This window comes from Sporosarcina saromensis, assembly GCF_054901285.1.
Genome location: NZ_CM142738.1, coordinates 1,552,501 through 1,576,479 on the forward strand (window position 1 = coordinate 1,552,501; position 23,979 = coordinate 1,576,479).

At 44.0% G+C, this 23,979-nt stretch carries 22 protein-coding genes, 16 tRNA genes and 2 rRNA genes (1 of these 40 only partly in view); 29 read left to right on the forward strand and 11 right to left on the reverse strand.

Annotated elements, in window-relative coordinates:
• The 18 genes from ACVHUV_RS07625 to ACVHUV_RS07710 form a co-directional block, all read left to right on the forward strand.
• Positions 1-1,108, forward strand: a 23S ribosomal RNA gene (locus ACVHUV_RS07625) (it extends 1,825 nt beyond the left edge of the window).
• Positions 1,109-1,372: 264 nt separating this feature from the next.
• Positions 1,373-1,488: ribosomal RNA gene (gene rrf, locus ACVHUV_RS07630) — 5S ribosomal RNA — on the forward strand.
• A gap of 55 nt (positions 1,489-1,543) precedes the next feature.
• Positions 1,544-1,618 (forward strand) — tRNA-Asn (locus ACVHUV_RS07635).
• Between the two features lie 3 nt (positions 1,619-1,621).
• Positions 1,622-1,713 (forward strand) — tRNA-Ser (locus tag ACVHUV_RS07640).
• A gap of 20 nt (positions 1,714-1,733) precedes the next feature.
• A tRNA-Glu gene (locus ACVHUV_RS07645) sits at positions 1,734-1,808 on the forward strand.
• Between the two features lie 115 nt (positions 1,809-1,923).
• Positions 1,924-1,999 (forward strand) — tRNA-Val (locus ACVHUV_RS07650).
• A gap of 109 nt (positions 2,000-2,108) precedes the next feature.
• Positions 2,109-2,183: transfer RNA gene (locus ACVHUV_RS07655), tRNA-Met, on the forward strand.
• Between the two features lie 3 nt (positions 2,184-2,186).
• Positions 2,187-2,262, forward strand: a tRNA-Asp gene (locus ACVHUV_RS07660).
• Between the two features lie 5 nt (positions 2,263-2,267).
• Positions 2,268-2,343: transfer RNA gene (locus tag ACVHUV_RS07665), tRNA-Phe, on the forward strand.
• A 15-nt stretch (positions 2,344-2,358) separates the two neighbouring features.
• Positions 2,359-2,434, forward strand: a tRNA-Thr gene (locus tag ACVHUV_RS07670).
• Positions 2,435-2,444: 10 nt separating this feature from the next.
• Positions 2,445-2,529 (forward strand) — tRNA-Tyr (locus ACVHUV_RS07675).
• 6 nt (positions 2,530-2,535) lie between these two features.
• A tRNA-Trp gene (locus ACVHUV_RS07680) sits at positions 2,536-2,609 on the forward strand.
• A gap of 23 nt (positions 2,610-2,632) precedes the next feature.
• Positions 2,633-2,708, forward strand: a tRNA-His gene (locus ACVHUV_RS07685).
• Between the two features lie 39 nt (positions 2,709-2,747).
• A tRNA-His gene (locus ACVHUV_RS07690) sits at positions 2,748-2,823 on the forward strand.
• A 9-nt stretch (positions 2,824-2,832) separates the two neighbouring features.
• Positions 2,833-2,904, forward strand: a tRNA-Gln gene (locus ACVHUV_RS07695).
• 4 nt (positions 2,905-2,908) lie between these two features.
• Positions 2,909-2,983: transfer RNA gene (locus ACVHUV_RS07700), tRNA-Gly, on the forward strand.
• Between the two features lie 10 nt (positions 2,984-2,993).
• A tRNA-Cys gene (locus ACVHUV_RS07705) sits at positions 2,994-3,067 on the forward strand.
• A 29-nt stretch (positions 3,068-3,096) separates the two neighbouring features.
• Positions 3,097-3,177, forward strand: a tRNA-Leu gene (locus ACVHUV_RS07710).
• Positions 3,178-3,311: 134 nt separating this feature from the next.
• Here the strand turns inward: ACVHUV_RS07710 and ACVHUV_RS07715 are convergent.
• The gene (locus ACVHUV_RS07715) at positions 3,312-4,016 is read right to left on the reverse strand and encodes a B3/B4 domain-containing protein (protein ID WP_462086623.1); all 705 of its coding nucleotides are present in this window, start codon (positions 4,014-4,016) and stop codon (positions 3,312-3,314) included.
• A gap of 55 nt (positions 4,017-4,071) precedes the next feature.
• On the opposite strand from ACVHUV_RS07715, the gene queG reads away from it, so the two are divergent.
• From queG to ACVHUV_RS07730, 3 genes are all read left to right on the forward strand, one after another.
• Positions 4,072-5,211: a tRNA epoxyqueuosine(34) reductase QueG gene (queG, locus tag ACVHUV_RS07720; protein ID WP_462086624.1), complete on the forward strand. Its 1,140-nt coding sequence runs from the start codon at positions 4,072-4,074 to the stop codon at positions 5,209-5,211.
• A gap of 1 nt (position 5,212) precedes the next feature.
• Positions 5,213-5,686 carry a tRNA (uridine(34)/cytosine(34)/5-carboxymethylaminomethyluridine(34)-2'-O)-methyltransferase TrmL gene (gene trmL, locus ACVHUV_RS07725; RefSeq protein ID WP_317946340.1) on the forward strand — a complete coding sequence of 158 codons (474 nt, stop codon included), beginning with the start codon at positions 5,213-5,215 and terminating at the stop codon, positions 5,684-5,686.
• Between the two features lie 320 nt (positions 5,687-6,006).
• The gene (locus ACVHUV_RS07730) at positions 6,007-6,837 is read left to right on the forward strand and encodes an aldo/keto reductase (RefSeq protein WP_462086625.1); all 831 of its coding nucleotides are present in this window, start codon (positions 6,007-6,009) and stop codon (positions 6,835-6,837) included.
• 51 nt (positions 6,838-6,888) lie between these two features.
• Here the strand turns inward: ACVHUV_RS07730 and ACVHUV_RS07735 are convergent, their stop codons facing one another.
• Genes ACVHUV_RS07735 through ACVHUV_RS07745 form a run of 3 tightly spaced genes read right to left on the reverse strand, consistent with a single transcriptional unit; the run spans position 6,889 to position 8,639 of the window.
• Positions 6,889-7,725: an RluA family pseudouridine synthase gene (locus ACVHUV_RS07735; RefSeq protein ID WP_462086626.1), complete on the reverse strand. Its 837-nt coding sequence runs from the start codon at positions 7,723-7,725 to the stop codon at positions 6,889-6,891.
• A 7-nt stretch (positions 7,726-7,732) separates the two neighbouring features.
• Entirely contained in the window at positions 7,733-8,212 is a 480-nt protein-coding gene (locus tag ACVHUV_RS07740; protein WP_462086627.1) for a thioredoxin family protein, read from the reverse strand.
• 1 nt (position 8,213) lies between these two features.
• The gene (locus ACVHUV_RS07745) at positions 8,214-8,639 is read right to left on the reverse strand and encodes a disulfide oxidoreductase (RefSeq protein WP_317946333.1); all 426 of its coding nucleotides are present in this window, start codon (positions 8,637-8,639) and stop codon (positions 8,214-8,216) included.
• Positions 8,640-8,765: 126 nt separating this feature from the next.
• Here ACVHUV_RS07745 and ACVHUV_RS07750 point away from each other — a divergent pair, with 126 nt between their 5' ends.
• Positions 8,766-10,313 (forward strand): GNAT family N-acetyltransferase, encoded by a 1,548-nt coding sequence (locus tag ACVHUV_RS07750; protein WP_462086628.1) that lies wholly within the window; start codon positions 8,766-8,768, stop codon positions 10,311-10,313.
• A 163-nt stretch (positions 10,314-10,476) separates the two neighbouring features.
• On the opposite strand, the gene ACVHUV_RS07755 is transcribed toward ACVHUV_RS07750, so the two are convergent.
• Positions 10,477-11,802: a hemolysin family protein gene (locus tag ACVHUV_RS07755; protein ID WP_462086629.1), complete on the reverse strand. Its 1,326-nt coding sequence runs from the start codon at positions 11,800-11,802 to the stop codon at positions 10,477-10,479.
• Between the two features lie 295 nt (positions 11,803-12,097).
• Positions 12,098-12,250, reverse strand: coding sequence for a hypothetical protein (locus ACVHUV_RS07760; RefSeq protein ID WP_371390081.1), 153 nt, complete (start codon positions 12,248-12,250; stop codon positions 12,098-12,100).
• A 461-nt stretch (positions 12,251-12,711) separates the two neighbouring features.
• On the opposite strand from ACVHUV_RS07760, the gene ACVHUV_RS07765 reads away from it, so the two are divergent.
• The 4 genes from ACVHUV_RS07765 (at position 12,712) to ACVHUV_RS07780 (ending at position 18,097) form a co-directional block, all read left to right on the forward strand.
• Positions 12,712-14,451: an ABC transporter ATP-binding protein gene (locus tag ACVHUV_RS07765; protein ID WP_462086630.1), complete on the forward strand. Its 1,740-nt coding sequence runs from the start codon at positions 12,712-12,714 to the stop codon at positions 14,449-14,451.
• The gene (locus ACVHUV_RS07770) at positions 14,451-16,202 is read left to right on the forward strand and encodes an ABC transporter ATP-binding protein (RefSeq protein WP_462086631.1); all 1,752 of its coding nucleotides are present in this window, start codon (positions 14,451-14,453) and stop codon (positions 16,200-16,202) included. Before ACVHUV_RS07765 ends, ACVHUV_RS07770 begins: the two co-directional genes overlap by 1 nt.
• 134 nt (positions 16,203-16,336) lie before the next feature.
• Positions 16,337-16,678: a hypothetical protein gene (locus tag ACVHUV_RS07775; protein WP_462086632.1), complete on the forward strand. Its 342-nt coding sequence runs from the start codon at positions 16,337-16,339 to the stop codon at positions 16,676-16,678.
• Between the two features lie 168 nt (positions 16,679-16,846).
• Positions 16,847-18,097, forward strand: a complete 1,251-nt coding sequence (locus tag ACVHUV_RS07780; RefSeq protein ID WP_462086633.1) for an MFS transporter — start codon at positions 16,847-16,849, stop codon at positions 18,095-18,097.
• A 265-nt stretch (positions 18,098-18,362) separates the two neighbouring features.
• Here ACVHUV_RS07780 and ACVHUV_RS07785 read toward each other — a convergent pair whose 3' ends face one another.
• Entirely contained in the window at positions 18,363-18,515 is a 153-nt protein-coding gene (locus ACVHUV_RS07785) for a hypothetical protein (protein ID WP_462086634.1), read from the reverse strand.
• 50 nt (positions 18,516-18,565) lie between these two features.
• Positions 18,566-18,769 carry a YheE family protein gene (locus tag ACVHUV_RS07790; RefSeq protein ID WP_317946318.1) on the reverse strand — a complete coding sequence of 68 codons (204 nt, stop codon included), beginning with the start codon at positions 18,767-18,769 and terminating at the stop codon, positions 18,566-18,568.
• Between the two features lie 51 nt (positions 18,770-18,820).
• On the opposite strand from ACVHUV_RS07790, the gene ACVHUV_RS07795 reads away from it, so the two are divergent.
• Entirely contained in the window at positions 18,821-19,231 is a 411-nt protein-coding gene (locus tag ACVHUV_RS07795; RefSeq protein ID WP_462086635.1) for a ferritin family protein, read from the forward strand.
• A gap of 18 nt (positions 19,232-19,249) precedes the next feature.
• On the opposite strand, the gene ACVHUV_RS07800 is transcribed toward ACVHUV_RS07795, so the two are convergent.
• The 3 genes from ACVHUV_RS07800 to ACVHUV_RS07810 are packed head-to-tail and all read right to left on the reverse strand — an operon-like array spanning position 19,250 to position 22,142.
• Positions 19,250-20,050 carry an ABC transporter substrate-binding protein gene (locus ACVHUV_RS07800; protein WP_462086636.1) on the reverse strand — a complete coding sequence of 267 codons (801 nt, stop codon included), beginning with the start codon at positions 20,048-20,050 and terminating at the stop codon, positions 19,250-19,252.
• A gap of 7 nt (positions 20,051-20,057) precedes the next feature.
• Positions 20,058-21,089 (reverse strand): hypothetical protein, encoded by a 1,032-nt coding sequence (locus tag ACVHUV_RS07805; RefSeq protein WP_462086637.1) that lies wholly within the window; start codon positions 21,087-21,089, stop codon positions 20,058-20,060.
• A gap of 24 nt (positions 21,090-21,113) precedes the next feature.
• Entirely contained in the window at positions 21,114-22,142 is a 1,029-nt protein-coding gene (locus ACVHUV_RS07810) for a S66 family peptidase (RefSeq protein ID WP_462086638.1), read from the reverse strand.
• A 94-nt stretch (positions 22,143-22,236) separates the two neighbouring features.
• Here ACVHUV_RS07810 and ACVHUV_RS07815 point away from each other — a divergent pair, with 94 nt between their 5' ends.
• Positions 22,237-22,728: a DUF6843 domain-containing protein gene (locus tag ACVHUV_RS07815; RefSeq protein WP_462086639.1), complete on the forward strand. Its 492-nt coding sequence runs from the start codon at positions 22,237-22,239 to the stop codon at positions 22,726-22,728.
• 116 nt (positions 22,729-22,844) lie between these two features.
• On the forward strand, positions 22,845-23,504 hold the full coding sequence (locus ACVHUV_RS07820) for a toxoflavin lyase-like VOC family protein (RefSeq protein WP_462086640.1): 660 nt from the start codon (positions 22,845-22,847) through the stop codon (positions 23,502-23,504).
• Positions 23,505-23,979 lie beyond the last annotated feature (475 nt).

The following is a 23,979-nucleotide window of genomic DNA, read 5'->3' on the forward strand; positions in this document are numbered from 1 at the left end:
AGGTCTCTGCAAAACCGTAAGGTGACGTATAGGGGCTGACGCCTGCCCGGTGCTGGAAGGTTAAGAGGAGAGGTCAGCGCAAGCGAAGCTTTGAATTGAAGCCCCAGTAAACGGCGGCCGTAACTATAACGGTCCTAAGGTAGCGAAATTCCTTGTCGGGTAAGTTCCGACCCGCACGAAAGGCGTAACGATCTGGGCACTGTCTCAACGAGAGACTCGGTGAAATTATAATATGCGTGAAGATGCGCATTACCCGCGACAGGACGGAAAGACCCCGTGGAGCTTTACTGTAGCCTGATATTGAATTCCGGTGCAGCCTGTACAGGATAGGTAGGAGCCTTGGAATCCGGAGCGCCAGCTTCGGAGGAGGCAATGGTGGGATACTACCCTGGCTGTATTGGAATTCTAACCCTTACCCGTGATCCGGGTAGGAGACAGTGTCAGGTGGGCAGTTTGACTGGGGCGGTCGCCTCCTAAAGTGTAACGGAGGCGCCCAAAGGTTCCCTCAGAATGGTTGGACATCATTCGTAGAGTGCAAAGGCATAAGGGAGCTTGACTGCGAGACCTACAAGTCGAGCAGGGTCGAAAGACGGGCTTAGTGATCCGGTGGTTCCGCATGGAAGGGCCATCGCTCAACGGATAAAAGCTACCCCGGGGATAACAGGCTTATCTCCCCCAAGAGTCCACATCGACGGGGAGGTTTGGCACCTCGATGTCGGCTCATCGCATCCTGGGGCTGTAGTCGGTCCCAAGGGTTGGGCTGTTCGCCCATTAAAGCGGTACGCGAGCTGGGTTCAGAACGTCGTGAGACAGTTCGGTCCCTATCCGTCGCGGGCGTAGGAAATTTGAGAGGAGCTGTCCTTAGTACGAGAGGACCGGGATGGACATACCGCTGGTGTACCAGTTGTCTTGCCAAAGGCATCGCTGGGTAGCTATGTATGGACGGGATAAATGCTGAAAGCATCTAAGCATGAAGCCCCCCTCAAGATGAGATTTCCCATTACGCAAGTAAGTAAGATCCTCAAAGATGATGAGGTAGATAGGTCCGGGGTGGAAGCGTGGCGACACGTGCAGCTGACGGATACTAATCGATCGAGGACTTATCCTTTAAGAAAAGCGGAGACGACCGCATAGGCGCGACAAGCATAAGACGGCCTGCAAGGAGTGGCATAGCCACGGGAGCAGGATGGCTTATGACCTCGAGCGACTGGGAGTCGAAGCTGGACAATGTTAATTTAGTATAGTTGAACTTGTGTTTAGCAACAATGTTGGTTTTATCCGGTTTTGAGCGAATAAAAATAAATTATTTTAAAAAAAACGCTTGCAATATTGACCAGATTTGATATAATAAATCTTGTCCTGTGAAAAACAGTCTAGTGACGATAGCGAAGAGGTCACACCCGTTCCCATACCGAACACGGAAGTTAAGTTCTTCAGCGCCGATGGTAGTAGGGGGCTTCCCCCTGTGAGAGTAGGACGTCGCTGGGCAGTCATTTACAAGATGACTGAATGTAACAACCGTAAATTAGTTGTTACTGATTATTCCGCAGTAGCTCAGTGGTAGAGCAATCGGCTGTTAACCGATCGGTCGTAGGTTCGAGTCCTACCTGCGGAGCCAATTGGAGAGCTGTCCGAGTGGCCGAAGGAGCACGATTGGAAATCGTGTAGACGGTTAACGCTGTCTCAAGGGTTCAAATCCCTTGCTCTCCGCCAGTTTACTTTACTTATTATATGGCCCCTTGGTCAAGCGGTTAAGACACCGCCCTTTCACGGCGGTAACACGGGTTCGAATCCCGTAGGGGTCACCATTTACTACTTAGCATTACAAAGCAAAAGAAGGAACGTACAACAGTACGTGACCGAGTGACCGAGTGAGTGAAAGAAGCTGACAAAGAGATGCGCAGCTTATCACGCTTTAAACTTGGAGGATTAGCTCAGCTGGGAGAGCACCTGCCTTACAAGCAGGGGGTCGGCGGTTCGAACCCGTCATCCTCCACCATTAACTTAAACGCAACATGTGATTTGTATAATTTCCTAAAAGGAAATTATAACAACATCTTATGAAACACTGAAAGCGTAGGATTTAAAATTCCTACAACTATTATTATCGCGGGGTGGAGCAGTGGTAGCTCGTCGGGCTCATAACCCGAAGGTCACAGGTTCAAATCCTGTCCCCGCAACCAAATGGTCCCGTGGTGTAGCGGTTAACATGCCTGCCTGTCACGCAGGAGATCGCCGGTTCGATCCCGGTCGGGACCGCCATATGTGGCTCAGTAGCTCAGTCGGTAGAGCAAAGGACTGAAAATCCTTGTGTCGGCGGTTCGATTCCGTCCTGAGCCACCATTTTTATATAGTGATGCCGGTGTAGCTCAGTTGGTAGAGCAACTGACTTGTAATCAGTAGGTCGTGGGTTCGACTCCTATCGCCGGCACCATTTTTCCCTTGGTGGGGTAGCGAAGTGGCTAAACGCGGCGGACTGTAAATCCGCTCCCTCCGGGTTCGGCGGTTCGAATCCGTCCCCCACCACCATTATACAGGGGCATAGTTTAACGGTAGAATAGAGGTCTCCAAAACCTTTGGTGTGGGTTCGATTCCTACTGCCCCTGCCATTACTGTTTAATTCAATATGATGGCGGTCGTGGCGAAGTGGTTAACGCATCGGATTGTGGTTCCGACATTCGGGGGTTCGATTCCCCTCGTCCGCCCCATTCACAGCAATTATCCAAAATGAATATAGTTCTATTATGGCGGTCGTGGCGAAGTGGTTAACGCATCGGATTGTGGTTCCGACATTCGGGGGTTCGATTCCCCTCGTCCGCCCCATTTACTTTTTGGGGTATAGCCAAGCGGTAAGGCAACGGACTTTGACTCCGTCATTCGTTGGTTCGAATCCAGCTACCCCAGTTTCGCGGAAGTAGTTCAGTGGTAGAATACGACCTTGCCAAGGTCGGGGTCGCGGGTTCGAATCCCGTCTTCCGCTCCACTTTTCATACGGCGGCATAGCCAAGCGGTAAGGCACGGGTCTGCAACACCCTTACCACCGGTTCGATTCCGGTTGCCGCCTCCAGTTTTATGAACGCTGTGTATTCTGAATATGCCCGAGTGGTGGAATGGCAGACACGTCGCACTCAAAATGCGATGCCGCGAGGCGTGCCGGTTCAAGTCCGGCCTCGGGTATCCACACTTACGAGATACAACCCAGGTTGTATCTTTTTTTATTGGGGAACCATCCTGAAAAACGCTTCTCTCTGTCTTTATGAAGAGGAAGCGTTTTATGCTAGGGGCCTATCTAAGTTTAGTTCATAATGAACTTAAGCCTGATCATTCTCTAATGCAATAGAAGTTTGACCTGCATGCAGCACAAAAGACTCAGCTTCTCCGCCACTCATGCTCGTAAACATCTTGCCGCTCGCTTGAAGAAGTTGAAGGGCTTCTGTTGTGTCCATAGATGGCCGTATAAAGAAAATCTGTATCGCTTCAGTCGTTTCTGCTGTCACTGCTGTTCTGACAGAGTCCACATAAGGACTACCAAAAGGACTGTAATCGTCTTTCAGTAAGAGAAGACGATTTAATGAATTGGGACGACCGTTTAAGCCATCATAGCTGTCGTCTTCATTACCTTGTGTCAGTTGAATATCACCTACAATTTTCGCCAAATCGTAAATGCCGATCGGTATTTCATATTGAAGAGAGAAGAATGTATTTAAATCGACAGCGGTATGCACTGATTGAAGAAACTCTTGTTTCTTTATTCTTCTAAAAAGGGATTCTACTGAAGGACGATAGCGGTTTGGATCCGCGCCAAGAGCTTTCCAAACCGCTCGACATTCTTGTATGTTTGCAAACTCAGTTAATGGTTTAGTGTCCAGCTCGAAATAAAGCTGTTCTTGAAATAATTGGAGCCTACCTTTTAACATTTGAGGAGATTCTGATACCGTAATTTTGGTATAATGGTTAATGCCGATTTTTACATGTGGTAGGATGGTTAAGAGTTCTTTGTCTATTTGAATGTTCAAGCCGATCACCCTTGTTATCTTTTTGTCAATCATATCATAAAGGAGGCGAAACGTTGTGAAGGTCGCTCAGCTTCAACAATCGATAAGAGAGTATGCACATGCAATCGGAATTGATAAAATTGGCTTTACGACGGCAGCCCCTTTTCTTGAATTGAAGAACCGATTAAAAAGACAACAGGAATTGGGGTATCAATCCGGTTTTGAAGAAAGTGACGTTGAAAAACGGACGGAACCGACGTTATTGCTCGATCAGGCTGAGAGTATCATCGCCATAGCAGTAGCTTATCCATCAAAAATGGATGCTTCTCCGAAAGGAAAGAAAGGAGAGCGTCGTGGAATTTTTTGTAGAGCTTCATGGGGGATGGATTATCATGTAGTGCTCCGTGAGAAGCTACAATTGTTGGAAACGTTTATTGCTACACAAGTACCCGACGCCAAGATGCGTTCTATGGTCGATACGGGTGAATTGGTGGACCGTGCGGTAGCGGAACGAGCAGGAATTGGCTGGTCTGCGAAAAACTGCTCCATTATTACACCGGAATTCGGTTCATACGTCTATTTAGGTGAGATGATCACGAACATTCCATTTGCACCGGATACCCCAATGGAAGATGAATGCAAAGATTGTACGCTTTGCTTGGATGCCTGTCCGACGGGAGCACTCATTCAAGGAGGGCAATTGAATGCACAACGTTGCATTGCATTTTTGACTCAATCTAAAAAGCCGATTCCCGAAGAGTTCCGTGCGAAAATTGGAAACCGTATTTACGGTTGTGATACGTGCCAGACGATTTGTCCGAAAAATAAAGGGAAATACAATTTGCATCAGGAAGCATTTACGCCAGAACCTCAGTTGACCAAGCCGCTATTAACACCGATGTTAAAGTTGACGAATCGTCAATTCAAAGAGTCCTTCGGTCATATGTCTGGTTCGTGGCGAGGGAAAAATCCGATACAACGGAATGCAATCCTTGCGCTTGCCCATTTTAAGGAAGAAGCATCAGTTCCTTTATTAGCGGAGCTTCTTGTAAGTGATCCTCGCCCTCTTATTCGAGGAACGACTGCTTGGGCGTTAGGGGAGATTGCTACTGCAGAAGCGATTGAGGCAGTCCAACAAGCATTGCAAACCGAAGAGGATACTGGTGTACGTATAGAGTTGAATAATGTACTTGAATCTGAACAAAGGAAGTGCTGAAATGGCGATACATGTCGCGCTATTTGAACCGCTCATACCAGCGAATACAGGAAATATTGCACGAACATGTGCAGGAACAGGAACGAAGCTTCATTTAATTGAGCCGCTTGGCTTCTCAACCGACGATAAAATGTTGAAACGGGCAGGGCTTGATTACTGGGAGCATGTTGAGATTACGTATCATGCAGGCATCCAACAACTATTTGATGCTTTTCCGGAAGGGGAGTTTTACTTCATTACAAAGTTTGGTGAAAAGACGTATTCGAACTTTGACTTTACCTCTCCAACAAAAGATATTTTCTTCGTTTTCGGGAAAGAAACGACTGGGTTGCCTCCGGAAATCATTGAGCAAAATAAAGAGACATGCCTCCGGATACCGATGAATGAACATATTCGTTCGTTGAACTTATCAAATACAGCTGCCATCCTTATTTATGAGGCGTTACGACAACAATCATTTTTGGATTTACAATAAAAAACGGGACAGCCTTATGTAAGGCGTCCCGTTTTTTAGTACTTATTTCTTTACTTTACCAGGCTTGTCTTCGTACCCACCTGTAAAGATTGCAGATAGGAACGCGAAGCATACGGCCATGATTAGAATTAGGTTCATGAAATGTACCTCCTGTAAAAAAATCATTAGTCCTTTGTATAGTATACCCTAAAGTAACTGGAAAAGAAATGACCGCGATATGAAATTGTGACAATCTCCTTAACAATCAAATCGATTGTTCGCAATATCGTTTTTTTATCGTTACAATTAAGGAAATTAGTGGCGAAGGAGTGTGACATGCAATGAGCTATTTTGCCGGCAACATTGTGTTGAATAATGGGATCGCCATGCCGCAACTCGGTCTTGGTGTCTATAAGATGACAAATGCTGAAGAAACAGTTAAAGCGATTCAGACAGCTTTGCAATATGGCTATCGGGCAATTGATACTGCTTCCATTTATGAGAACGAAGTGGAAACTGGTGAAGCGATTCGTCTATCAGGCATCCCTCGAGAAGAGTTGTTCATTACCTCAAAAGTTTGGAATGCGGAGCAAGGATATGACGAGACTTTACGTGCTTTTGAACAATCGCTTAAGAGAATAGGCGTAGACTACTTGGATCTCTATTTGACGCATTGGCCGGTCGCTGATAAGTACGTAGATACGTACCGTGCGATTGAACGCTTATATGAAGAAAAGCTTATCCGTGCAACAGGAGTTTCCAATCATCATATTCATCATTTAAAGCGTGTGTTTGAAGTGGCGAATGTGAAACCGATGGTCAATCAAATTGAGTTGCACCCGAAGCTTACACAAGAACCGTTACGTCGTTTTTGTAACGATCACGACATTACTGTGACGTCTTGGTCTCCATTGGCAAGAGGACAGCTTCTCGATGATCCTGTGCTTACCCAAATAGGCTTGTCGTACGGAAAAACACCGGCACAAGTCATTATCCGTTGGCATTTGCAACATGGATTGGTCGTCATTCCGAAGTCTGTTACGCCTGAGAGAATCCGCTTGAACATTGACGTTGGTGATTTTCAATTGACGAAAGCGGATATGATGAAGATTGACGCGCTTAATCGAGATGAACGGACGGGCACGAATCCAGATTCGTATGATAATGAATAGATGTTAAAGAAAAGGACAACATCCCGAGCGGTAAGATGTTGTCCTTTTTCACTATTCTATTGTTATGGACTCGCTTGTGAAGGGGTGTACAAAGGAAACTTGTTTAGCGGTTAAACGATATTGGCTGTCAGGTGTTTCGCTCGCCCCGTACAATGTATCCCCGACAACTGGATGGCTGATATGGGCAAAATGGACGCGAATCTGATGCGTACGACCGGTCTCAAGCGTTGCTTCCACTTTTGTCGACTGCTCCAAACGTTCAAGCACTTTGAAGCGTGTAATTGCATCTTGGCCATTTGGAGAGACTCTGCGTCGAGTTGGGTGATGGCGATCGCGTCCGATTGGATACTGAAGCGTGCCTTTGACGCGATTCAAACGACCTTCGACCTCTGCTTCATACATCCGTGTAATTTTACGCTCTTCAATCATTCGATCGAATAGAGCCTTGGCAATTGGGTGTTTGGCTACAAGCACGATACCTGCTGTTCCTTTGTCCAAACGGTGTATATGCTCTGCGTAATATCCATCGTTTTGACTGACGTGGTCCATGATTGCGTTCATGAATGTGCCACCGGTATCAGCTTTGTCAGGATGGACGGCGATGCCTGCTGGCTTATAGGCTGCAAGTAGATGCTCGTCTTCAAAGAGAATTTTAACAGTGTCTATTTTCTCTTTCGTATATGTCGATTGTGCATCACTGAAACGGATGACGAGCTTCGTACCAGCTTCAAGCGGGAGACGCCAGTCCAAAGGTTCCCCGGAAAGATCCGTCACAGCTTTGTCCATCCGTAGCTGGTGTACGGTCTTTTTACCTGCTTGCCATTGATTGCGTAGCAAGTCTTCAATTGTCGTCTGGTCCTGCTGGATTGTGAATTGGATGTTTAACATGTTTTCCTCATTTTTCTTCATCGTAGGCGTCAAAGAACGCTTGGATGTCTTGTTCTGGATTTTTAGGGAGACCGACTGAGCGGGCAACTTCTTTTCCGTCTTTGTAATGAATCAACGCTGGCCAAGATGTAATGCCATATGGCTGCGCTTCATTTTTGAACTCTAGCATATTGTATTGATAAACGTGAATGTCATTTTTTTCTGCAATCGGCATCAGAATAGGTGTCATCTCCATACAATACGGGCACTCAGGTGAGAAGAAATATGCAGTGACAGACTCACCGGAAGTGACTTTTTCATATAATTCGTCTGGTAGAACAATGTTGCTATAATTTTCATTACCGAGTAAGCCAATTGTCGATTGCTCCAAGTCTTCTTTGCCGTATGGATTGTCTTTCAGCTTTGTTTCATTCGATTGGTTGTTCAAAAAGATGATCAGACCGAAGATCACGACAATAATTCCACCGATGATTAGTAGTTTTTTCAATTTACTTAGACTCCTTTTGCCATTTCATTAAAAATAGGCTTGTGATAAAAATCAGTACGAATGCCACGAGTGCCATGAACGGGATGGTGATAAAACCCAAGTAGTTGACGTATTGGCCTGTACAAGGTACATCTCCACATGCAGGTGCATTAGCTTGTAGAAAGCTCAGTTTCTGTAAGCTGTAATGATAGAGAGAAATCGATCCACCGACGAGAGCGAATACTGCGGTCGTCAACGCGATCTTGGCATTTTTCTCAAACAACCCGATTGCAGAAATCAGGACAAGTGGGTACATCAGGATCCGCTGATACCAACAAAACGTACACGGCGTAAAACCACGAACTTCCGAAAAGTACAAGGAGCCGAGCGTAGCGATGAGGGCTATTGTAAAAATAAAAATTAGACCGTTTTCCAACCGTTTATCCATCGTGTCAACTCCTGTTCTACAGACTACCTTTGATTATAAAGTGTCGAATGAAACATGTAAAATAATCGGTACGACAGGATTCGAAGGCTAGGTTGGTGGGTAACTATAAAAGAAGAGGTGAAAAATGTGAGTGAAGAATTTAATGATGTCTCCCCGTTTGAGATGAGTATGGTCGTCCGTCAATTGGAACGGTCAGATATTGCCAAAATCCTGGCGATGCAAAAAGTCTGTTTTCCCGGCATGGAGCCGTGGGAGGAAAGTCAATTACTTAGTCATCTGGCGATCTTTCCAGAGGGACAATTTGTGGCGGAACTGGATGGGGAGATTATCGGGTCTTGTTCAAGCCTAATCGTCAATTTTGACGAATACGATGACCGCCATACGTGGGATGATATTTCTGCGGAAGGCTATATTACGAATCACAATCCTGAGGGGTATAATTTGTACGGCATCGAAGTGATGGTGCATCCGGATTATCGGAGAATGAAAGTCGGACAACGCTTGTACGATGCCCGGAAAGAATTAGCTCAACGTTTGAACTTGAAATCTATTATTATTGGTGGGCGTATTCCGAACTATCATCGGTTTGCGCATGAAATGACGGCAAGGGAGTATGTGTCCGCGGTTTCCCGGCATAAGATTTATGACCCTGTTTTGACGTTCCAAATTATGAATGATTTTACACTCATGCGGGTGAACCCCAATTATTTGCCTGATGATAAAGCATCAAAGAAGTATGCAACATTAATGGAATGGAACAATGTTGATTACAAAGCAACGACGAAACGCCATTACAAAACAAGTTATCCTGTGCGGATTTGTGTTGTTCAATATTTGATGCGCAAAATTTCTTCGTTCGAAGATTTAGCCCATCAATGCGAGTACTTTGTCGATGTAGCGTCTGATGCAAATTCGGATTTTGTTGTGTTCCCGGAAATTTTTACGACTCAACTTATGTCCTTTTTGGATGAACCCTCTCCAAGTCGAGCTGTGCGCAAAATGACGGAATATACGCCTCAATACATTGAACTGTTTACGAATTTAGCTGTTCGTTACAATGTGAACATTATCGGCGGTTCGCATTTTGTAGAGGAAGACGATGAAGAGATTTATAACATTGCGTATTTATTCAGACGGGATGGGTCAATTGAGAAGCAATATAAGATTCATATTACGCCAAATGAACGAAAATGGTGGGGGATTAGTGCGGGTGATTCGGTCAGGGTATTTGATACGGATTGCGGGAAGATTGCGATTCAGATCTGTTACGATATCGAGTTTCCTGAACTTGCACGAATTGCGACGGACAAAGGTGCGATGATCATCTTTACTCCGTTTTGTACCGAAGACCGCCAAGGCTATTTGCGTGTGCGTTATTGTGCGCAAGCCCGCGCTGTTGAGAATCAAATCTATACGGTCATTTCGGGTACAGTTGGAAACTTGCCACAAACGGAAAATATGGACATTCAATACGCACAATCCGCAATTTTTGCGCCTTCTGATTTTGAGTTTGCGCGTGATGGCATTGTAGGCGAGACGAATGCAAACTTGGAAATGGTGTTAATAGGGGACGTGGATTTAGAAATTTTACGCCGCCAACGACAAGATGGTACAGTGAAACAGTTAAAAGACCGTCGTCATGATGTGTACCGAGTGGAGTATAAAAAGGAATAATTATCTAGTCGGAGAGGTATGGAACGAAATCGCTCCATACGAAAAGCATTGATTGACACTTATGTGTCCTAACGCATGTTAGGATAGTACCATGTCTGAGTGGATAGCTTAAATACGATATAAAAAAGGACTGTCTGAGAAAATCTAGACAGTCCTTTTATCATTACGATTCAACCGACAAGTCGGCTGTGTTGTTCATTTCTTCTTCTGTTTCGTGTTTCATCGCTTCCAAGTAAAGGATGTGATGACCTTCGACGTCTTTTACGGTAAATTCGTAGCCTTGTTCAATGATTTTCTCACCTGGCACGGCTTCAAAGCGTTCGGACATGAACCATCCGCCAATTGTGTCGATGTCTTCCTCTACAATGTCGATATTTAACACTTCATTGACGTTTTCGATTAACATCTTCGCGTCAAAAATATAATGGTTTTCGTTGATCATTTGTACTTCAGGTACTTCATCTATGTCAAATTCGTCTTGGATTTCTCCAACAATTTCTTCTAAAATATCTTCAATGGTGACGAGTCCAGCAGTTCCACCATATTCATCCATGAGGACTGCCATGTGAATACGTTCACGTTGAATCTTCAGTAGCAGATCTCCGATAGCCATCGTTTCGATGACGCGAATAATCGGCTGCATGTATTCACTGACGGGCTGATCGCCCGTGGAAGGGTCTTTAATGAAAGCTGTTAACAGGTTTTTCATATTGACCAAACCGATGACGTGGTCTTTGTCTCCGTCTGTGACCGGATATCTTGTAAACTGTTCGACACCTAACATTTCAAACATTTCACGCAACGTCGTATCTTTTTCGACGGTAATCATTTCTGTACGTGGCACCATGATTTCTTTTGCGACACGGTCGTCAAATTCGAAGATTTTATTCACAAATTTATATTCTGATTGGTTAATTTCCCCACCTTTTAAGCTGTCTGAAAGAATGAGACGTAATTCATCTTCAGAGTGGGCGACATCCGATTCTGACACTGTCTTGTATCCGAATAGGCGCGTAATGAGTCGCGCTGATCCATTCATCCCTTTAATGACAGGGTACATGATCATGTAAAATCCGATGAGGGGTTTGGCGAATGCTAGCGTAATGGCTTCCGCCCGTTGAATTGCGATTGTTTTTGGTGCCAATTCACCTACAACAACGTGTAGGAATGTCACGATTGTAAAAGCGACAATGAAAGAAATGAACGTTGCGATATTCGGTGCTAATTCAAAATGGGCGAATATCGGTTTCAAAAGGAGTTTTACTGTCGGTTCTCCTAACATACCAAGACCTAAGGCAGTAATTGTAATCCCTAATTGACAAGCCGATAAATACTCATCTAAATTACTCACTACTTTTTTAGCAGTGACCGCTCTTCGGTTCCCTTCTGCTACAAGCTGATTAATACGCGTTGTTCGTACTTTCACGATTGCAAATTCACTCGCAACAAAAAATGCGGTGAGTGCGATCAAGGCAGCAAATGCTGCCAATCGTATGGCAATTTCCAAATAAGTTTACTTTGTTCCTAACCCGAATGAGGGGTAGAACAAAGTGCACACCTCCTGTAAGGTTAAAATTCGTTAGATGATATAATGATAATTTATTTACAAGAAAAAAACAAATGGTTTTGCATGAATTTTGTATGCTGCATAAAAAAACTGGTGGATGGACAAAGAACGGACAAATTCTCGAGCATAGTGTTTACTGGAACAACATAAAGTAAGATGCCAGCGTGCTGAACGTGGCATCTTACTTAAACAGACATATGGCAGTTCCATTCGTCGATCAGTTGAACATCGGAAAGACATAGTTCAGCAAGAACCAGAGGAAACCGAAGAATATGATGATGTAGGCGGCGTATTTGATGAAGGTTGCGCCTACTAAACTGTTATCGGTTTTTTCTTCGCGTTTCACTTCAATTTGTTTCTTTTCCTCCATTGTAAACATCCCCAGTCCAGTGGAATTTATTGCTTTTTGAATACCCATTCTTTGTGGAATTAAACAATTTGTCTAAATTATATTGACAGATGGAAAAAGGTAGTGGTACTGTATAATTATTCGAAAAACGAAATAGTGAGGAGGCGTGCAAAATGAAAAAGAATGTATGTGCTACACAATTCAATAATTTTTGCGTGCCGACTGTTCTTACTGCATAAATTCATTTTATGGGAACGGCACGTATTGCCGTTCTTTTATACTAAGCACACGCTTATGTTAAGGGCGTGTGCTTTTTCGTTTTTAATGACATGAAAGGCCGGTGTTTTCACGCTTTGCGTGTAACATATAAAAAATGAGGAAAGGAGTGCTGAACATGAACAACATTATTCAGCAACGGAAACTATACCAACAGGAGTCTCTAGAAAGTGATTAGCTAATGTTCAAGGAAGAAGGTTGAAAGCATGTTTTCTGTTTTATTTAAATTAAAGTGGTTTTTTAAAGAAAATCGTAAACGGTATACGATTGCACTTGTTTTGCTAATGTTCGCAAACATTCTTGTCATTTTACCGCCATGGCTCATCGGTAAGGCAATCGATGCAATTCATACACAAACGATGACGGCGAATACATTAGCCCTTTTCATTGGTGCGATGTTTCTCATTATGTTTGTGGCGTACATTGGAAATTTTGTTTGGCAATATCAATTGTTTGGCGGCGCCTATGTAATTGAACGGCAATTACGGACGCGGTTAATGCGCCATTTTTTAAAGATGACCCCGACGTTTTATGAGAAGAACAAGACGGGAGATTTAATGGCTCGATCGACAAATGATTTACGGGCCATTTCAGAGACTGCGGGATTTGGTATTATGACGCTTGTCGATTCGACTGTCTATCTAGGGACACTGATTGTTACGATGGGATTTGTCGTCTCTTGGAAATTGACGTTGGCGGCGATTATTCCATTGCCGATTTTAGCATTCATTTTACAAGTATTAGGGAAGAAAATTCACGAGCGGTATATGACGGCACAGCAAGCGTTCGGGGATTTGAACGATAATGTCCTTGAAGCGGTGGCGGGTGTTCGTGTCGTTCGTGCGTATGTACAAGAACGTGCTTCTGAACAGCGTTTTGCTGAGATGACAGAAGATGTGTACAAGAAAAATATGCACGTTGAAAAGATCGATGCACTGTTTATGCCGTTCTCAAAAGTATTAACGGCGCTGACGTACATGGTTGGTCTAGGGTACGGGGCATTTTTAGTATCGACTGGGGAAATTACACTCGGAAATCTTGTGACGTTTAACGTTTACCTCGGTATGATTGTTTGGCCAATGTTTGCAATCGGTGAGCTAATCAACGTGTTACAGCGCGGGAACGCTTCGTTAGATCGTGTCATGGAGACGTTGAACTATGAAGAGGACGTGAAAGACCCTGAAAATCCGCAAGCAATTGATAAGCCTGAGAGTGTCGGGTTTGCGGATGTTAGCTTCACGTATCCGATGTCCCATGCGGTGAACTTGGATCGCATTGATTTGTCGTTGCAACGTGGGCAGACATTAGGGATTGTCGGCAAAACGGGAAGTGGGAAAACGACTTTCGTGAAGCAATTGTTACGGGAATACCCTGCTGGCGATGGGGACATTGCATTCTCGGATATTTCTCTTCATTCATTGAAGAAAGATCAGGTTCGTGACTGGATTGGCTATGTCCCTCAAGATCATGTCCTGTTCTCACGTTCTGTACGGGACAATATTTTGTTTGGACGTCCTGAAGCAACGGAGGATGATATCGCTGAATCAATTCGCTTGTCACATTTCGAGAAAGACTTGCAAATGCTCCCAGCCGGGTTAGACACACTTGTGGGGGAAAAAGGGGTTGCCCTTTCAGGTGGACAGAAGCAACGGATTTCCATTGCACGTGCACTCGTGAAAAATCCTGAAATCCTTATTTTGGATGACTCGCTTTCTGCTGTCGATGCAAAGACGGAAGCGAAGATCATCGAGAATATCCAATCGGAACGGTCAGGTAAAACGACAATCATTACAACGCATCGTCTCTCTGCGATTCAACATGCGGATTGGATCATTGTGCTGGATGATGGACGTGTTATTGAAGAAGGACGACATGAAGACTTGCTAGCGAACAACGGTTGGTACAAAGAGCAATTCGACCGCCAGCAGATTGGAGGGGTTGAATAATGGGGACAGGAAAACGTCTGTTGGATTATGCATTACAATATAAGAAACTACTTGCGACCGGTTTGGTTTTATTAGCATTTGCGGTCGGAGCGGATTTGATGGGGCCACTCATTGCAAAACGGATTATCGATAATCATATTGCGACTTCAATTGATCAATCCATTAACTTCACACCCATTGCAAAATTACTAGCCGTCTTTTTCGGGTTAGCAGTTGTAACGGCAATTTTACGGTATTTCCAATATTTATTGCTCCAAAATGCAGCCAATCGGATTATCCAGAAAATGCGTAACGAATTATACGGGCATATCCAAACATTGCCGATTCGCTACTTTGATAATTTACCGGCTGGTAAAGTCGTCGCGCGGATTACGAACGACACGGAGGCAATCCGTAATTTGTATGTAACGGTCGTATCGCAATTTGCGATTAGTGGAATGTATATGCTCGGAATTTTCATTGCTTTATTCTACTTGGACCCGAAAATGGGCGCTATTACATTGTTCGTCTTACCTGTTTTGTATGTGTGGATGAAGTTATATAGAAGGTTTGCGTCGAAGGTGAATCATATTATCCGTAGTAAAAACAGTGAGATGAATGCGATGATCAATGAGTCGATTAACGGCATGACGATCATTCAGGCATTCCGTCGTGAAAAGCAGATGGACGGCGAATTTAATGCGTTGAACGAAGAGCATTATACGTATCAAAGTAAGTTATTGAAAGTAGAAGCGGCGACGTCCCATAACCTTGTGGACATTATTCGGTCACTAGCTTTCGTATTTCTGATCTGGTACTTCGGTGGGGCGTCACTCACAGCTGAAAGTGTCGTATCCGTAGGTATGCTTTACGCATTCGTCGATTACATTACTCGTTTGTTCAATCCGATTACGGGTGTCGTCAATCAATTTGCGCGGTTGGAGCATTCACTTGTTGCGGCAGAGCGTGTATTCGATTTGATGGATCGACAAGGCGAACCGGTAAGCGATGATAAAATTGTAAGATACCGAGGGAATGTGCGGTTCGAAGATGTTTGGTTTGCGTATAAGGATGAAGAGTATGTATTGAAGGATATTTCATTCGAAGCGAAACAAGGTGAAACGATTGCCCTTGTTGGTCATACGGGATCAGGGAAAAGCTCAATCATGAATTTGTTGTTCCGCTTTTATGACGTGTCCAAAGGGAAAATTACAATTGACGGAATGAACATCGGGGATCTATCTCGTCAGACAATCCGTGATCATATGGGCATCGTCTTGCAAGACCCGTATTTATTCAGCGGAACGGTTGAGTCGAATATTAGTTTAGGAGATGCACGGATTTCACGGGAGAAGGTCCAACAAGCATTGGATGCTGTAGGTGGCGAACGTGTGTTAAAGCATCTGCCAGGCGGTATTGACGAACCGGTTGTTGAGAAGGGGAGTACGCTTTCTTCAGGGCAGCGACAACTCATTTCATTCGCACGTGCATTGGCATTTGATCCGGCGATATTAATATTAGATGAAGCGACTTCCAACATCGATACAGAGACGGAAGAAATCATTCAGCATGCGATGGATGTGTTGAAAAAAGGGCGGACGACGTTCATTATCGCGCACCGTTTGTCGACGATTAAAAATGCAGACAAAATTCTAGTGTTGGACCGTGGCGAAATTGTGGAACAAGGGAATCACGATGAATTGCTACAGCTAGATGGACAATATGCTCAAATGTATAAACTACAGGCGGGGAATAACTCGAATGTAGGATAAGGTAGAAGCGGCTTGGAAAGTATTCTTTCTGAGCCGTTTTCTTTTGTGAAAATTTACAAGGAGCCGTTCTTTCTAAGTGGATATGATAGGATGAATAGTAGGATAATGAATCGGAAATTGGAGGTGACGTACGAATGAACGAGGAAATTGCTTTGTCGATTTTAGTTGAAGTGAAAGGGTTGAAATCAGAGTTAAATGGTGTCAAACAAGAAATGCACGGGTTTAGGACAGAGTTGAACGATATCATGCTAGAAATTGAAGGTGTGAAAAGAGAACAGCAACTTACAAATGAACGGTTAGTGACGATTGAGGCTAAACAACAGCTCATTTATGAACAAACAGCACACTTAACAGATTTTCGATCGGAGACGCTGGCTCGGATGGAACAGCTTGCGACGAAAGAAGATTTGCGGTTTTTTGATTTGAAAATCGTAGAACATGAACGTGCAATTTTTACAATGCAGCATCGTAGCTAAGTAGAGATAGGTGAGGTAAATGAATAGATGATTTGATTGAAGTCACTATAATCGTAGAGACTTCTTTTTTGTTTCTTGAAATAGTTTGAAAAATGCATTGCATAATAGTTCAGCAACCCGTATATTTAGTGTATCGAAATAGTAGTGTACGGAAAGTTGGAGAATTGAATGAAATGGTTCATTGAGTGGAAAAGACAAGTAACCGCCTTCAATCGGAATGTAAAGTTGTTCATGCTAGGAAACGTGCTTGTTCAAATTGGCATGGGTGTTTTCATGGTCATGTACAATTTGTACATTCGGGAGTTAGGGATGCCGGAAACAGTGAATGGAAAAGTGATTTCCATGACCGCATTGGCGTTGGCAATCATTCTTGTGCCAGCAGGTTTTGTCAGTGATCGACTGGGGCGTAAGTGGCTCATTTTTGGTGGAACATTGTTAACTGCGGGGACATTGTTCTATCGAAGTATCGCTGTGATGGAAACACCGATTGTCGTCGCTGCGTTACTGACGGGTTTATTCATGGCATTCGTTCAAGTGTCAGGCATTCCGTTCTTAGCGGAAAACTCCACACCCGGTGAACGCGTGCATCTGTTTAGTATCAATTTTGCGATTGTAACCGTTGCAAACGTCGTTGGCAGTTTGTCTGGCGGGATGATTGCAGATTTGTTGGAAACTGCTCTAGCCCTTTCAACCGTAGAAGCAATCCGGTCGTCGTTGCTTATCGGCGCAAGTATCTTCACAATTGGATTAATTCCTTTCTTCCGCTTACAAGAGAAGCCGACTGAACCTGTGAAAACAAAACGGATTGAGGGTGTATCAACAGGTGAGGACAGTCTGAAACGGAACCTTCTTGTCATCTTCCATTTTTCCTTTGCCAGCTTGTTGATCGGCTTTGGTTCTGGCTTGGTCGTACCGTATTTGAATTTGTATTTTGCGAACCGTTTTGGGGCATCCAACAGTTATATCGGCTTCGTTTTATCACTTGGCTCAGCAATGACAGCAGTGGCGGTTATGATTGGCCCTGCGTTGTCGAGGCGGGTGGGGAAAGTGAAGGCACTCATCCTGTTTCAATTGCTGTCTATCCCTTTCCTTTTATTGACCGCTTATTCAACTTCGCTTTGGCTTGCTTCGTTAGGGTTTCTGTTGAGGCAGGCTTTGATGAATGCCGGAGGTCCCTTGCAAAGTGCAGTGGCAATGGAAGTTGTAGCGGATAAATACAAAGGGCTCGCAAATTCAATGAACCAAACCGTCTTTAACATTGGCTGGGCGACGATGGGTCCAGTTGCGACAGGATTAGTCGTTGCACAAGGGAGTTATTGGGGGTATGCGTATGCATTCACAATTACAGCTGCTTTGTACGTTATTTCTTCGCTGTATTACTATTTCATCTTCGGTAGAAGGAAATTGCAAGATGAATGAAAAGAGCTGGGACAAAACTCTAAATAGACCGTTCCTCTGCGCTCCAAAAGGCACGCTTTCCGCGGGGCGCGCTTGAGCCTCCTCGTCCGCTGCGCTTCCTGCGGGGTCTCAACATTCGCGCTACAATCCCGCAGGAGTCGGCCTTTTTCCGCTCCGACTCACTCAAGAATTTGAAAAGAAATATTGGAAAAATATAAAAAAACTGCATGACGGCGAATTAGTCATAATGCAGTTTTTTATGTTATGTCCCAGCCTCTTTCGTTGTTCATTGACCTCTTTTATACTGGGTTTCCTTCCAAGCATTTTGTTCATCTGGGACGCGGCTTTTATCCTCAAACACATTCTCGGTTTTTTGGTTCTCAATCTTCATCTGGTCTTTCTCTTTTTTCAATTGTTCAGGTGTTTTTTCTTTATCCACACGAATCGCCTCCTTCATATCGGAGCTTAGTATATGCGGAAAAGCGCCTTTCATTCGTATACGTGGAAAGTCATGAGTTCGTGAATCATTTTTTTGACATTTTCTTCATCAGAAGGCACATCACTTGTCCACTTTATCGTACCGTCAGGCATATACTCCCCTGTGAAGCGTTCTTGTTGATAAAAAAACGAAAACGTCCATCCAGGTAAATTGCCCCCTGCAAACATTGGCGTAAAACGAAAATGCTGTAACATTGACCTGCTCCTTTCATATGACAGTCCTTGCGCGCATAAGGTGAATAAAACATGCGAAAGGGTGCTGACGTGTTTGTCGATCAATTAAAACAAGCGATTCAGAACGAATACAAAGACTATCACTTTTACAAGTCCATGTATGAACAGACAAAAGACCCGCTTTGGCGTGATTTCATCCAACATATGATTGAAGATGAAAAGAGCCATTATGAAATGTTCCAACAACTCTATTATATGTTGACGGGGACATTTGTTCAAAACCCGAAGAAGCCGATTCCATGCTACAATTTCAAAGAATGCGTAAAGAAAGCATTAGTGGATGAGCTTGAAGCGGTAGAAATGTACAAAGAAATGTTGTTGACGATTCCGATTCAACAAGCATACAATCCGCTCTTCATCGCGATGCATGATGAAATGGAGCATGCAATTCGGATGTCCACGATTTACAATTCATTAAGATGAAGCTAAACACGAGACCATCTACTTAGATGCTCCCGTGTTTTTTTTGGATATTTTTTCAGCAAGATAGTGTGCAGCTTCTAGCATTCTCGGGCCATACCAAAACATTTCACCGTCGACGAGTTCAATTTGGACGTCTGGAAGAAAAGCGTTGAATTCCGGGATATGTTTTTCCGTGTAAGGAAATGGTTCCGAAGCGAGCAGTAACACATCCAGATTCGCTTGTTGAAAGTCTTCGATTGTGACGGCGGGATACCTGCCTTCGTGTTGGACGAAGGGATTGGTGAACCCGAGTCTGTCCAGCAACGATTGAATGTACGTATCTTTTCCGACGACCATATACGGCTTGCGCCAAATGACATACGCTGCCCGTTTTCCAGCTCCCAGCGGCAATTTCTCAAAAGCATTGCGCGTAGTTTGAATAAGGGAAGTTGCGGCATTTTCTCGGTCCGTCAATTCACCCATTTCCTCGATCATCGCATACGCTTCCTCAATCGTTTGCACTTCTGCGACATAGACAGGGAAGTATTGTTCAAGTTCTTCAACGATTTCTTTCGTATTTTCCTCTTTTTCTACGATAATTAAATCAGGTGCAACGTCCTGAATGGCGGCTAGCTTCACATTTTTTGTTCCGCCGACAACAGGGACTTCTTCAACTTTCCCTTTCGGATAAATACAATACTTCGTTCGACCGACAATTTCTTGTTCAAGGTTAAGCGCAAAAAGTGTATCTGTGATGCCGGGGCATAACGAAACGATTCGTTTAGGTGGATACGTATACGTGACAGTTCGTCCTACGTGGTCGACTACTGTTTTATTCAAAATAGATTTACTTCCCTTCTATGAAAAAACGCTGCACTTCCTTCGTCACCTGTTCAGGGACTTTTAGTGAAAGTGGCTCTGCATGTAAATAGTTAAACACATTGCAGTCACTCGATTCAAGCATACCAACTGTCATGCGAGGGAGCAGGCGTAGATGAACGGTTTCAGCTTCGCTCGCTTGAATCGGGATACAGAGCGTAAGGTTGAAACTTCCGATTCCGACAGCAGTGAAATACGTGAAGAAACGAAGGAGACTGTCGGCTAAATCTTCATAATCCTCATCCGTAAGATGCTGAAGAGAAGCAGCTTTCGTCATGCCGATGAAATCCATATGACTTTTCGGTGCATATGCATGAACCCAACGAATTGTGCCTGTTTCTCCTATCCAACGTTCCCCGAGAGACTGTTCTTTTTCCGCAAGTGCCAAGTAGTAGTTTTCACCGTTTTTCGCATAATACTCTTTGTTTTTTTCCGTAATGACTGCTTGGTAATTCGTCGGTTGTTCGGAAGCCAGGACATGGATATGCGGGTGAACAATACTGCCTCCAGATGGGGGCATATAGTTCCAGTTGACGGACACATATTTTGTTTGCGGATCAAACTCTACAATGTTTTCAATGTATTGATGAGCAGCTTTACATGCATTGGTTATCAAATCGTCTGTAAATTGTTCAAGCGTTACATAATGCTGATCGGTCATCCGGACAACAGCATTATGTTTACTATATGGAAACAAATTCGGGAAAACGACCGCTTGATCGTGAATGAAACGCCCACCTTCAACGAGTTCATCCGGAAAACGGGGCGTGCTGGTCAATACATTTGGGGTGCAAAACGGACACTTCTCACCTTCTGTCAATTTTGCGAGCTCTGCATAGTCCTTTGGAACAAAGGGTGCACCCATATCATAAATAATGCGTGACGACTCGCCCGTTAACGGATCAAACCGGATTTCCGTCTTCCGGTCAATCAGTTCGCCATTTTGTAAAGGGTCATGAAAGGTGAAAAATTCTTCGTGTGAATGGAATGAAATGGTCAATTTTCTAGTCCTCCTTTAGAAAGTCTAACTAAAACGGATCTCAACTTGTCCTTTCCCATGCGCAACAGTTACAACACCATATGCACCATTCACAAATGTAATTTGCGGCGGTACATGTCCGACATCAGCATCATAAATAATTGGCAAACCTGTCAACTCTTGAATTCTTTCCATAGAATCAAAAACAGTAAAACCTTTAACTTCTTGACCAGCAGGGGAGCGTCCAAATACGATTCCTGCCGCATTGGCAAACCAGCCAGCGTAGTGTAATTGAAGAAGTGACCGATGGAAATCGGTACTGTTCAGTTCACAATTCTCTAGGTACCAAATAATTGGCTCATCGTTCCCATAATTCTTTTGGAATGAAGCGACGTCTCCGTAGGGCGTACCTACTAAGTGACGAATTGTATCGATACAACCTCCTAAAAAACGGCCTTTCATGTGAACCGTATCCTCACCAATTACCTTCCACTTTGTATCGGTATTCAGTTTGTACACATAAGGATCATTCGGAGCATCATGTTGCCATTGGGACTGGTATTTCGTAGAGGACGTTTGGTAAATAGTCGCGCCAGGAGCAGCATGGAGTACGTCCAAAAACTTACGTGCGACGGGTTCCCATTCATCACTTCTCATTTCGACTAAATTGGGTCCATGTGCAGTAGCAATCCCAGTTTTAATCGTAAGAGAGAATAACAAAGTACTTGAATCCGAGTAACCTAGGAGCCATTTCGGTTCAACTTCATCCCAATCCAAAAGAGGGAGGATTTCCATCAGCAGTTCCCCACCCCAAGGAGGGATGATTGCTGCAATCGATGGATCTTTAAGCATTGCCATAAGTTCGGCCGCACGCACCTCTTTAGAAGCTGAAGCTGCTTTCTGTTGAGTCCAAACAGTATCACCAACTTCTACAGAGTATCCACGATTTTCGAACTGCTGTTTAGCATCATGAACTAACTGATGGAGGGCTTCATCTACGCCAGAAGATGGTGCAGTTACACCAATCGTATTTCCTTTTTGCAATGGTTTTGGATAGCGAATCAATACAAACACTCCTTTTTCGTATGTAGAATATGGTAAGATAATTGTATAGTAGTTTACCAATAATTCTTGAAACTGTCACGACTATTTGAAAAGGATGATTGAAATGAGGAGTGCTGTGAAACGATTTGTCTTGTGGGTAGGCTGCATGTCTATCTTTCTGACGGGGTGCGCAAATAGCGAAACAAATGCAATCTACTTAATACCTGAAGCGTACACAGGCTATGCAATTGCAGTTTACAATGTGAAGAATGCGCCGCCCCTCACATACGAAAAAGGATTCGCGGTACATACAATGAATGAGGATGGATACTTTGCAACATCACAACCAGATATGCAATACGGGACTGTGACAGATCAATATTATTATGTGGGTCAAGGAGGAAACCGAACTCCGATCGATCCAACTTGTATTCATACTTTTGGAACAGGCGGCCTACAATCAGATAAGGTAAATGTTTTGTATACAGGCATTGAGGTGACGGATAACTGCTCGGAGGCATTTGCTCATAGCAGTGAGAACTTTGATGATGCGGAGCTAAGGACGATAATGAATAAAGTGACGAAGCAGTATTATGATGTTGAAGCTTATCCGTAAAGTACAAATCGTATTTACTAATGAACGATCTTTTGGTTGAGCAATGTTGTTAGTACGCATATGACTAACGTTTCGGATAAAGAGCAAATAGAAAACAGAGACAGGGGAAAATAGGGATGATTAAATCAGCGACATTATATACAAATCAGTTGAAAGCACTCAAGCGTTTTTATGGGAACTTGCTGGAGCTAGATATTACAGAATCGACTACTGAACAATTCACAGTCAGAGTCGGGACATCACATCTGACATTCAAACAAACAGAGCAACCTGCATTTTATCACTTTGCCATTAACATTCCAGGCAACCAATTTTCCATGATGAAATATTGGATGCAAGATCGCGTGACATTTAACCGGGAAGAGGGAAGAGACGAAGTATATTTCCCAAGTTTTGATGCGGACTCGATGTATTTTGAAGACCCAGCGGGCAATATCGTAGAATTAATCGGGCGAAGAAAGCGGGATTTATTTGGTGATTTAACGAAGGAATCATTTTTGAGTTTAAGTGAAGTTGGTGTCGTGACACCGTACGTCGCGGAAGTAGGAGACGAGTTGCAAGATGTTGGGATTCCGCTTCGTAGCGGAACGGAAGTAGATCCAGATGAGTTGAACTTTCTAGGGCGTAATGACACATTTATCGTCCTCGTGCCAACAGGACGTCGTTGGTATTTTTCCAAAAAGACTTCTGAGACGTTCCCACTGGCGTTTACATGGAATGACACACACATACAAATCGATGCAGACGGAAAGTGTACATGGGGTGAAGAAGGATGAATTGTTGAAGGTGACGTGGTGCACACGTCACTTTTTCTTTTGGGTTCGTTTGAATCGCGATGATCAGTAGACGAAGTATTTGAAGCATGCCCGCATGACTGGGAAAAGTGGGGCGGTTTTCTAACGATTGTGCGTTGGAATACAAAGTTGGCTGCTTAACGCGACATAGAGGGTTCGCATCACAACGTAACCCGTTCGTATCACAACGTAAAGGCTTCGCATCGCAACGTACCGAGGTCGTATCACAATGCTCGCGTCGCATCACAATATAACCCGTTCGTATCACAACGTAAAGGCTGCGCATCACAACGTATCGCGTTCGTATCACAATGCTCGCGTCGCATCACAACATAACCCGTTCGTATCACAATACAAAGGCGTCGTATCACAACGCTCGCTTCACAAAACTCTCCATTTAACTCATGCACATAACCTTTCAAACAAAAAACCGGCTATATCGTAATAGCCGGCCACT